Origin of the sequence: Streptomyces sp. NPDC059455, assembly GCF_042750115.1 — a bacterium.
GTDB lineage: Bacteria > Actinomycetota > Actinomycetes > Streptomycetales > Streptomycetaceae > Streptomyces > Streptomyces endocoffeicus.
Window position 1 is genome coordinate 116,706 of sequence record NZ_JBHYVB010000001.1, and the last position, 10,187, is coordinate 126,892.

Below are 10,187 nucleotides of genomic sequence, written 5' to 3' on the forward strand. Positions count from 1 at the left end.
GGGAGGGCACGACTCGACCCGCTGGGGCACGACTCGACCCGGTACGGGCGGAACCCGAACCGGTGGGCCAGGCCGCCAAAGGCCTTGGCTTGGGCTAGGACACCAGAGGCTGAGGCGAGGTCGGCCAGCTCATCCGGATCACTCCACCGGTCTCGCTGGTCGTCACCTCGACATCGTCGACGAGCCCGCTGATGACGGCGAGACCCATCTCGTCCTCACCCTCGGCCTCGTCGTCCGCCTCCGGATGGGAGCCGGGCGCCAGGGCGGCCGAGGTCGGGGATTCGTCACCGACCTCGATGGAGAACTTCTTCTCCTCCTCGGTCAGGATCACCCGCACCGGCGCCTCCACCCCATTGCTCAGGTGGAGCCCGACCGCACGTGTGCAGGCCTCGCCGACCGCGAGCCGCACCTCGTCGAGCACGGCCTCATCCACCCCCGCCCGGCGCGCCACGGCCGCCGCGACAAGACGAGCGGTCCTGACGTGCTCGGGCAGCGCGCTGAAGCGGAGTTCGACGGTGGCCATGCCATCCCCCTCGGGCGTATGGGCGTGCGTATGGGGAGGGCCGGGCGAGCGCCGCCCGGAACCCCCTTCTGTGTCTTCCTTCGGCGATCTTGTCAGTCGGTCGCCGCGACAGCGTCCTCGACCGAGGTGTGAATCGGGAACACCTTGGTCAGGCCGGTGATGCGGAAGATCTTCAGAATGCGCTCCTGGTTGCAGACCAGGCGCAGCGAGCCCTCGTGGGCCCGCACTCGCTTGAGCCCGCCGACGAGCACGCCGAGTCCGGTGGAGTCGAGAAAGTCGACGCCCTCCATGTCGACGACCAGGTGGTAGTTGCCGTCGTTGACAAGCTCGACCAGCTGCTCGCGCAGCTTGGGCGCGGTGTATACATCAATCTCGCCACCGACCTCGACGACCGTGCGGTCGTCGACGGTCCGAGTCGACAGGGACAGGTCCACGGATCCTCCAGCACCTTGCATCGAGCGGTCGCCCCCCATGGATCGGCAGCCGCGATGGCATTCAATCACTTACCAGCAGGCGTGCACGACGCCTTGAGACCATTGTCCGTCAGACCAGTGACACACTCGATGTCGATGGCCGACAACCAAATCCCGCGGCAGGCGGGCATACGCCCCTCACCCCGGGCCGTCCTCGGTCGGCTGAGCACCGGGGCGAGCCGGAGCACGCGCATCACTCATACGGAGCACTTGCCCCCACGCCCGGGAACCCATGCCGACTGGCCCTCGGCGATCCGGCCAGAGGTGATCAACGCCATTCGCGCGATCGGCATCGAGCGCCCCTGGGCCCACCAGGCCCGCACGGCCGAACACGCGCTGCGCGGCGAATCCGTGGTCGTGGCCACCGGAACCGCCTCCGGCAAGTCCCTCGCCTATCTGGCCCCCGTCCTCAGCACCCTGCTGGACGGCTCGGAGGAGCCCAACGGCCGGGGGGCGACCGCCCTGTACCTCTCCCCCACCAAGGCGCTGGCCGCCGACCAGCGGCGCTCGGTGGCCGGCCTCACCGCCCCACTGGGCTCCGGCATCCGGGCGGCGGTCTACGACGGCGACACGCCAGTCGAGGAGCGCGAGTGGGTCCGGCAGTACGCGAACTACGTGCTCACCAACCCCGACATGCTCCACCGGGGCATCCTGCCCGGCCACCCCAGATGGTCCTCCTTCCTGCGCGCCCTGCGCTATGTGGTGATCGACGAGTGCCACACCTACCGGGGCGTCTTCGGCTCCCATGTGGCCCAGGTGATGCGCAGGCTGCGCCGCGTCTGCGCCCGCTACGGCTCCTCGCCCGTGTTCCTGCTCGCCTCGGCCACCGCCTCCGATCCGGCGGTCGCCGCGGGCCGGCTGACCGGCCTGCCCGTGGCGGAGATCACCGAGGACGGCTCGCCCCGCGGCGAGGTCGTCTTCGCCCTCTGGGAGCCGCCGCTGACCGAACTCCACGGCGAGCAGGGCGCCCCGGTGCGGCGCACGGCCACGGCCGAGTCGGCGGACCTGCTCACCGACCTGGCCGTCCAGGGCGTCCGTACGGTCACCTTCGTACGCTCCCGGCGGGGCGCGGAGCTCATCGCGCTCATCGCCCAGGAGCGGCTCGCGGAGGTGGACCGCTCGCTGCCGGACCGGATCGCCGCCTATCGCGGCGGCTATCTCCCCGAGGAGCGCCGCGCCCTGGAGAAGGCCCTGCACTCCGGTGAACTGCTGGGGCTCGCCGCGACCACCGCCCTGGAGCTGGGGATGGACATCGCCGGACTGGACGCCGTGGTCGTGGCGGGCTATCCCGGCACCCGCGCCTCCCTGTGGCAGCAGGCGGGGCGGGCGGGGCGCACCGGCGAAGGGGCCCTCGCGATCCTGGTCGCCCGGGACGACCCGCTGGACACCTATCTCGTCCACCACCCGGACGCCCTCTTCCGGCAGCCGGTGGAGTCCACCGTCCTGGACCCGGACAACCCTTACGTCCTCGCGCCGCACCTGTGCGCGGCCGCGGCCGAGCTTCCGCTCACCGAGCCCGACCTGGAGCTCTTCGGGCCCGCCACCGAGGAGCTGATGCCGCAGCTGGAGCAGCGCAAGCTGCTGCGCCGCCGGGCGAAGGCCTGGCACTGGACCCGCCGTGAGCGCGCCGCCGACCTCACCGACATCCGCGGGGCGGGCGGCAGCCCGGTCCAGGTCGTGGAGGCGGCGACAGGGCGGCTGCTGGGCACCGTGGACGCCGCGGCGGCCCACACCACCGTCCACGAGGGCGCCGTCCACCTCCACCAGGGCCGGAGCTATCTCGTCAAACAGCTCGACCTCGACGACTCGGCCGCCTTGGTGGAGGAGGCCACTCCGCCCTACTCGACCACGGCTCGCGACACCACGGCGATCTCCATCCTGGAGACCACCACCGAGATCCCCTGGGGGGACGCGCGGCTGTGCTTCGGTTCGGTCGAGGTCACCAACCAGGTGGTCTCCTTCCTGCGCCGCAAGCTGATCACCGGTGAGGTCCTCGGCGAGTCCAAGCTGGACCTTCCGCCGCGCACCCTGCGCACCCGGGCGGTGTGGTGGACGGTGACCGACGACCAGCTCGAGGAGGCCCGGGTACACCCCCAGGCCCTCGGCGGCGCCCTGCACGCCGCCGAGCACGCCTCGATCGGCATCCTGCCGCTCTTCGCCACCTGCGACCGCTGGGACATCGGCGGGGTGTCCATCCCGCTGCACCCCGACACGCTGCTGCCGACCGTCTTCGTCTACGACGGGCACCCGGGTGGCGCGGGCTTCGCCGAACGCGCCTTCCACACGGCCGCCCGCTGGCTGGCGGCCACCCGCGAGGCCATCGCCGTCTGCGAGTGCGAGGCGGGATGCCCGTCCTGCATCCAGTCGCCCAAGTGCGGCAACGGCAACGACCCGCTGGACAAGAAGGCCGCCATCCGCCTGCTGACGACCCTGCTCGCCGGCGCCCCGGAGCAGCCGCCGGCCGCCGAGTGACCGCTCCCCGCCGCCCGGTGGGGACGGCGGTCCGGTGACCGGAGTGCCCGCGGGCCCCGCCCGTGCCCGGACGCGGAGGGCGAACGGGCCGGTGCGCACCTCCGCCGTGAGATCCGCGATCTCACCGCTCAGTGCGCATCGCACCAAGCGCGCCCCTTGGGCGGAGGCCACCTGCCGGGCGAGACCGCATGCCGTACGCGCCCCCTCCAGACCGTGGTCCGCCGCCGCGAGCGCCGCCAGATCGGCGGCGCCGCCCGCCCGATGGCGCGCCACCATGGCCTGCCCGGCCGCCAGTACGGCCGCGAACACCACGCACAGCGCCGTCGCGGCCAGCGCGGTCCAGACGGTGGCCGACCCCCGGTCGTCCGCCCTTCTCACGGGACCGCCTCCCGGGCTCACGGGACCGCCTCCCGGGCCGCACCGCCCGTGTGGTCCGCGCCGACCCCACTCATCGCGCCGACCCTGTCCATCGCGTCGCCCGCGTCCACCGTGTCCTCGGCGAGCGCGGCGGCCTCGCCGCGCAGATTCACCGCCAGCGGACCGGGACCGGCGGCGTGGGCACGGACCCGCACCCGCACCAGGTCCCCCTCCCGCCACAGCTCGACCCGCGCTCCATCGGGCGCGGCCGAGCGGGCGGCGGCCATCGCGTCCGCCTTCGGCTCCGAACGCGCCGCCGCCCTCGCCCCGGCCCTGGCCGCGTCCACGCACTGAAGCTGCGCGGACGCGGCCATCAGCCCCCAGATCAGCATCAGGGCGAACAGCGCCAGCACCGGCAGCGCGACGGCCGCCTCCGCCGTTACGTAGCCGCCGTCCCGGGCAGGGCCCCTGGCCCCCGGAACGCCCGTCCTGGGCACGCTCCGGGCCCTCGGGACGCCACTGGCCCTCGGGATGCCACCACGGGGCCTCCGGACGCCACTGGGCCTCCGGACGCCTCGCGCGCCGCTCCTGGCGCGCGAGCCCGTCCGCTCCTTCGTCCCCGGCGGCTCAGAACTGCGCATCGAGCGCCCGTCCGATGACCGACTGCAGCGCACCGCTGACGGCCCCGCTGGTCACCACCTTGTAGAGCACCGCGGCGAAACCGCATGCCGCGATCGTTCCCATCGCGTACTCGGCGGTGGTCATGCCCGCCTCGGCCTTCGCACGCGCCGCCGTGTACCGCCGTACCCACCACTGCTTCACCATGTCCGCCCCCTTGTCCCGTCCGCGGTGTCACCGACCGCGGTGTCGTCGTTCGCCGTGCTGCCGTCGTTCGCCGTGCTGCCGTCGGTCGTCGTGCTGCCGTGGTGCAGCTGCCGCTTGTGCGGCCTCGTTGGCGCCGCTGTCATTCGCTGTGTTCTCCTCGTGGTCCCGCCCGTGCTCAGGGGCCGTCGCCCGCCAGGCCGCGGGCCAGCCCGATCATCACCGGGGCCAGACCGACCAGCAGGAACGCCGGGAGGAAGCAGCCCGCGAGCGGCGCGTTGACCAGCACACCGGTGCGGTCGGCCCGTCTCATCGCCTCCCGTCCCTGCTCGGCCCGGCATTCGGCCGCCAGCCGGGACACCGGCTCCACCGCCGGAGCGCCCGTTGTCCCGGCGCGTTCCAGGGCGCGCGCCAGCCCCTGCGCTCCGGGCAGGGCGCCAACGCGCCCCCAGGCGTGGGCCGGTTCGCCGCCCAGTCGCAGCTCCGCCGCGGTCTGGGCAAGCCGCTCGCCGACCGGGCCGCCGAGCGAACCTCCGACCGCCTCCGCCGCCTTCCGCGGGCCCGCTCCGGCCGCCAGGCAGGCGGTCAGCAGATCGGCGGCCAGCGGGATCTGGCCCGCGGCGAGGGCCTCGAGGTGCCGGTCACGGCCGGACCGCCCAGCCGTGGCCCGGCGGTGCCGCTGCCACCGCCAGAGGCCGCCTGCCGCGGCGAGCCCCAGCGCCCACCCCGGCGGCCCTCCGACGAGGACGACGGCGATCGTCAGCGCCCCGCCCGGCGCGGCCCAGGCGGGCAGAGCGCCCGCACCGGCCCCGGCGCGCCACCGCCGCCACGGCCGGGCCCGCCGCGGCCGCCCGTCCTCCGCGCCCGGAAGCAGCGCCGCCAGCCGTCGTCGGGCGCACCGCTCCCGGCGGGCCTCGGCCATCGCCATCGCCGTGCACAGGGCCGCCGCCAGGAAGGACAGCGAAATCCCCAGGCTGTGGACAACGTCGGCGCTCATCGGCCACCCCGGCGATCCGCTGGGCCTCGGCCGAGGTGCGGATCCCCTCGCCGCCGCCCCGGCTCACGCGCCGCCCGCACCATCCGGCCGGTCCAGACCAGGCCCGCCCACTCCAGCAGGCCGCCCAGCAGCAGACAGCTCAGCCCGGCCGGGGTGTGCAGCAGCACACGCAACGGATCGGAGCCCATCAGGCCGCCCAGCACCAGCCCGACGATGGGCAGCACGGCCAGCCCGAGGGCGGTGGCCTTGGCACCCGCCAGCTTGGCGTCCAGACTCTCCCGCTGGTCCCGCTCGGCGCGCAGCGCCGCCGCCACCCGGTCGAGACCCGCCGCCAGGCCCGCCCCCTCGTCGACCGCCACCTGCCAGCAGGCCGCGACCCCGGTCAGGCCCTCGGCGCCCGGCAGCCGGGCGACCCTCCGCAGCGCGTCCGGCACATCCCCGCCGAACCGCGCCGCGGCCGTCACCAGCCCCCAACGCTCCCTCAGGTGGCCGGGGTCCACCGCCAGCAGCGCCTCGCCGGGGTGCCGCCCGGCCCGCAGCTCGCCCGCCACGGTGGCACAGAGCTGGATCACCCCTGCGGCGCGCCGCACACGGTCCCGCTCGCCCCGCCGGGACCGCAGCCGACGGCCGACGACCGGAGTGACCAGCACCGCCCCGAGCAGCGGCAGAACCGACGCGCCCAGCAGCGCGATCACACATCCGACCGGCAGACACAGCAACTCACGCCCCATCCGACCGCCGTACTTCACCCGCCAGCGCTCCCGCAGCCAGGCGGCGGTCTCGGACAGCCGCCGCACCGGGTCGGCTCCCGCGGGCTCGACGGGTCCGCCGCCGGCCAGCAGCAGCCTGGCCCGGCGCAGCTCCCGGTCCCGCCCGAGGAGCAGCCATAAGGCCGCCCCCACGCACAGCGTCACGGCACAGAGCGTCAGCGCCCCCGGGTCCGCTCCCGCGCCCGTCATGCCGCGCCTCCGCCCCGTGCGCACAGCCGCTGGAGCCGCTGCCAGCCCGCCGCCCGCTCGAAGCCCTCCGGGCCCCAGACGGCCGCGGGGACGGTCGTGACGAAGCCCGCCCGGTCCCGGTCCAGCACATGCAGCTCGGCGATCCTTCGCCGCCCGGCGCGGTCCCGCACCAGATGGACCACGACCGACAGCGCCGCCGCCAACTGGCTGTGCAGCGCGGCCCGGTCCAGACCGGCGGTCGAGCCGAGCGCCTCCAGCCGCGCGGGCACGTCGGCCGCCGTATTGGCGTGGACAGTGCCACAGCCGCCCTCATGGCCGGTGTTCAGGGCCCCCAGGAGGTCCGTGACCTCGGCGCCTCTCACCTCGCCGACCACCAGCCGGTCGGGGCGCATCCGCAGCGCCTGCCGCACCAGATCCCGCAGGGTGACCTGGCCCCGGCCCTCCTGGTTGGCGGGCCGGGTCTCCAACCGGACCACATGCGGATGGTCGGGCCGCAGCTCGGCCGAGTCCTCGGCGAGGACGATCCGCTCCCGCGGGCCGACCAGCCCGAGCAGGGTGCTCAGCAGCGTTGTCTTGCCCGAGCCCGTGCCGCCGCTGATCAGGTAGGACAGCCGGGCGTCCAGCATGGACCGCAGCAGCCGCGCGCCGTCCGGCGGCACCGTCCCGGCCGCCTCCAGCTCCGCCAGGGAGAACGCCCGGGGGCGCACCACCCGCAGCGACAGACAGGTCGAGCCGACCGCGACCGGAGGGAGCACCGCATGCAGCCGGGTCCCGTCCGGCAGCCGGGCATCCACCCACGGCCGGGCGTCGTCCAGCCGCCGCCCGGCCACCGCGGCGAGCCGCTGCGCCAGCCTGCGCACGGCGGCCGCGTCCACGAAGGTGACATCCGTGCGCTCCAGCCCCGAGCCGCGGTCCACCCACACCTCGTCGGGGGCGGTGACCAGGACGTCCGTGACATCGGGGGAGGCCAGCAGCGGCTCCAGGGGCCCGGTGCCGACCAGCTCCGAGCGCAGCGCCTCCACGACCCCGAGCACCTCGGTGTCGCCGAGCAGCCGCCCTTCCTCGCGCAGGGCAGACGCCACCCGCGCGGGCGTGGGCTCCGCGCCGCTCCCGGCCAGCCGCAGCCGCACCGCGTCCAACAGATCCGGCGATACGACGCTCATGCGGGGGCACCTCCCTCGTCGGCGAGGGCGCGCGCCCAGAACTCGGCGCAGAACCGGCCGAGCGGTCCACGGGAGCTGCCGCCCGGGGGCTCCCCGCCCTCGAACGCGTCCGCCAGACCGGGCTCCGGTGGCAGCTGACCGGCCAGCGGCAGCCCGAGCAGCTCCGCGATCTCCTCGTCGCCCAGCTCCGGCCCGCACGGGCCCCGCACCACCGCGCGCAGATCCCGCAGCACCATGCCCACCGTGGACGCCACCCGGTGGGCGGCCGCGACCGCTCGCAGCTCCGCCGGGACGACCAACAGCCCGAGGTCGATCTGGGACAGCGCCTCGGCCGCCGCGTCGTCGACACGGCGCGGCAGATCCACCACCACGACCCCGCCGCGCCGCCGGGCCGCGGCCAGCACCGCCCGCATCGCGGACGACGGGATGACGACCGAATCGCCGCGGTCCCAGCTGAGCACCCGCAGCGCGTGCAACTCGGGCAGCGACTCCTCGAGGGCGCTTCCGGCGACCCGTCCGCGCGACTCGGCGAAGGCGGGCCATCTCAGCCCCTGCGCGCCCTCGCCGCCGAGCAGCACATCGAGCCCACCGCCCAGCGGATCGGCATCGATCAGCATGGTGCGCCGGCCGGAGCGGGCCGCGGTGACCGCCAGAGCGCAGGCGAGGGTGGAAGCGCCCGCGCCGCCGCGGCCGCCGATGACCCCGACGGTCAGGGCCTGCCGACCCACCCCTTCGGCGACATCGGCGATCCGGTCCACCAGCCAGGTCTCGGCATCGGGCAGGAACGCCACATTGTCCGCGCCGAGCGCCACCGCCCGCCGCCAGATGCCGTGGTCGTCCAGATCGCGCCCGATGAGCAGCACCCCTTGTCTGCGGGCTCGGTCGGACAGCCGGGCTGCCGAGTCGTCGCCGACCAGAATCAGCGGTGCGGCCTCCCAGCTACCCCGGCGGGTGAGCGCGCCATGCGCCACTTCCGGTTCCGCTCCGGCCGCCGCACACAGCCGCAGCAGATCGTCGAGAAGTGCCTCGTCCTCGGTGACGATGAGCGGTCTGCTTCGCTGTCCTTCGGTCGCCGAAGGGCGTTCCGGTGTGATGGATGCAGTCACGATCCCCTCCCATATCCGTTACGCGCTCTCACTCCCGCGAACAGCGAGTGCGAGCATCGCGGAGAATCACCGTGCTGCGATCCAGAAAATCTTGGGGATCTTGGTCCAAAACCGTGGACAACTCATCAGTTGTGAATATCCCAGTCACCTAAACCAGTGACTTCCGGAGAGCAGCCTAGCGATTACGCACGGTTACCACTCAAGCTGTGGAGAGGCGGGGCCACACGGGCCCGAGGGAGGGGAGCAAGATCTCATGAGAACGCCGAAAATGCGTCCGGACATGCGACGACCCCCGCCGGGGGGGAGAGCGGGGGTCGTCCCCACGGCCGACTCGGGGGGGGAGGAGTCGGGCCGGGTTAGCACGGTCGCGAACGATCCGTGACTTCCATGGTGTACCCGAGAGCCTTCTCAGGCAAACCCACGCGCCTAAGCTTACGCCGAATGGTGGGCCCTATGCTCGGCGTCGTGGAAAACCACTCCTTGCCTCGGACAGCTGCCTTCTTTGACCTGGACAAGACGGTCATTGCGAAGTCAAGCACTCTCACCTTCAGCAAGTCCTTCTACCGGGGTGGGCTGATCAACCGTCGGGCCGCACTGCGTACTGCCTATGCACAGTTTGTCTTCCTCGCCGGCCGCGCCGATCACGAGCAGATGGAGCGGATGCGTAAGTACCTCTCCGCGCTCTGCCGAGGATGGAATGTCCAGCAGGTCAAGGAGATCGTCGCGGAGACCCTGCACGACCTCATCGACCCCATCATCTACGACGAGGCCGCCTCGCTCATCGAGGAGCATCACACCGCCGGCCGCGATGTGGTCATCGTCAGCACCTCCGGGGCGGAGGTGGTCGAGCCAATCGGCGAGCTCCTGGGCGCGGACCGCGTGGTGGCCACCCGCATGGTGGTCGAGGACGGAGTGTTCACCGGAGAGGTGGAGTACTACGCCTATGGCCCGACCAAGGCGGAGGCGATCGCCGAGTTGGCGGAGTCGGAGGGCTACGACTTGTCGAGCTGTTACGCCTACAGCGATTCGGTGACCGATCTCCCGATGCTGGAGGCGGTCGGCCACCCCCATACGGTCAACCCGGACCGGGCGCTGCGGCGCGAGGCGGCGGCCCGCGGCTGGCCGGTGCTCTCCTTCAACCGCCCGGTGCGGCTGAAGGAGCGCAGGCCCTCACTCTCCATGCCACCGCGCCCGGTGCTCGCCGTGGGGGGGGGGGGGGGGGCCGCCGCCCCCCCCCCCCCGCGCCGGGGTTTGAACAAACCGCGCCCCCCCCCGGAATACCCCCCATATGGGGTTAAAAACAAAAAAGTGGGGT

At 73.7% G+C, this 10,187-nt stretch carries 11 protein-coding genes and 1 pseudogene; 2 read left to right on the forward strand and 10 right to left on the reverse strand.

The features are described 5' to 3' along the window. Nucleotides 1–94 precede the first annotated feature (94 nt). A complete protein-coding gene (locus ACFXB5_RS00460) occupies nucleotides 95–523 on the reverse strand; it encodes an ATP-binding protein (protein WP_020870239.1) in 429 nt (142 codons plus the stop codon). Between the two features lie 92 nt (nucleotides 524–615). Next, complete coding sequence (bldG, locus tag ACFXB5_RS00465) at nucleotides 616–957, reverse strand: anti-sigma factor antagonist BldG (protein WP_014061729.1); 342 nt, start codon at nucleotides 955–957, stop codon at nucleotides 616–618. A gap of 54 nt (nucleotides 958–1,011) precedes the next feature. Here bldG and ACFXB5_RS00470 point away from each other — a divergent pair, with 54 nt between their 5' ends. Next, on the forward strand, nucleotides 1,012–3,468 hold the full coding sequence (locus tag ACFXB5_RS00470) for a DEAD/DEAH box helicase (protein WP_385201002.1): 2,457 nt from the start codon (nucleotides 1,012–1,014) through the stop codon (nucleotides 3,466–3,468). Between the two features lie 111 nt (nucleotides 3,469–3,579). Here the strand turns inward: ACFXB5_RS00470 and ACFXB5_RS00475 are convergent. The 8 genes and pseudogenes from ACFXB5_RS00475 to ssd form a co-directional block, all read right to left on the reverse strand. Continuing rightward, nucleotides 3,580–3,867: pseudogene (locus ACFXB5_RS00475) on the reverse strand (Rv3654c family TadE-like protein); the annotation flags it as partial. Then, nucleotides 3,864–4,322 (reverse strand): TadE family type IV pilus minor pilin, encoded by a 459-nt coding sequence (locus ACFXB5_RS00480; RefSeq protein WP_385201004.1) that lies wholly within the window; start codon nucleotides 4,320–4,322, stop codon nucleotides 3,864–3,866. The gene ACFXB5_RS00480 and the pseudogene ACFXB5_RS00475, both read right to left, overlap by 4 nt. A gap of 130 nt (nucleotides 4,323–4,452) precedes the next feature. Next, complete coding sequence (locus ACFXB5_RS00485) at nucleotides 4,453–4,650, reverse strand: DUF4244 domain-containing protein (protein ID WP_385201006.1); 198 nt, start codon at nucleotides 4,648–4,650, stop codon at nucleotides 4,453–4,455. Continuing rightward, complete coding sequence (locus ACFXB5_RS00490; protein ID WP_385201008.1) at nucleotides 4,644–4,793, reverse strand: hypothetical protein; 150 nt, start codon at nucleotides 4,791–4,793, stop codon at nucleotides 4,644–4,646. Before ACFXB5_RS00490 ends, ACFXB5_RS00485 begins: the two co-directional genes overlap by 7 nt. Before the next feature lie 32 nt (nucleotides 4,794–4,825). Beyond that, complete coding sequence (locus ACFXB5_RS00495; RefSeq protein WP_385201010.1) at nucleotides 4,826–5,644, reverse strand: type II secretion system F family protein; 819 nt, start codon at nucleotides 5,642–5,644, stop codon at nucleotides 4,826–4,828. After that, on the reverse strand, nucleotides 5,641–6,603 hold the full coding sequence (locus ACFXB5_RS00500) for a type II secretion system F family protein (protein ID WP_385201012.1): 963 nt from the start codon (nucleotides 6,601–6,603) through the stop codon (nucleotides 5,641–5,643). The genes ACFXB5_RS00495 and ACFXB5_RS00500 overlap by 4 nt, the downstream gene beginning before the upstream one ends. Then, a complete protein-coding gene (locus ACFXB5_RS00505) occupies nucleotides 6,600–7,766 on the reverse strand; it encodes a TadA family conjugal transfer-associated ATPase (RefSeq protein ID WP_385201013.1) in 1,167 nt (388 codons plus the stop codon). Before ACFXB5_RS00505 ends, ACFXB5_RS00500 begins: the two co-directional genes overlap by 4 nt. Then, complete coding sequence (gene ssd / locus ACFXB5_RS00510) at nucleotides 7,763–8,872, reverse strand: septum site-determining protein Ssd (RefSeq protein WP_385201015.1); 1,110 nt, start codon at nucleotides 8,870–8,872, stop codon at nucleotides 7,763–7,765. The genes ACFXB5_RS00505 and ssd overlap by 4 nt, the downstream gene beginning before the upstream one ends. Before the next feature lie 453 nt (nucleotides 8,873–9,325). Here ssd and ACFXB5_RS00515 point away from each other — a divergent pair. Continuing rightward, nucleotides 9,326–10,187 (forward strand): HAD family hydrolase (locus ACFXB5_RS00515; RefSeq protein WP_385201017.1); only part of this gene is annotated, 862 nt, incomplete at its 3' end.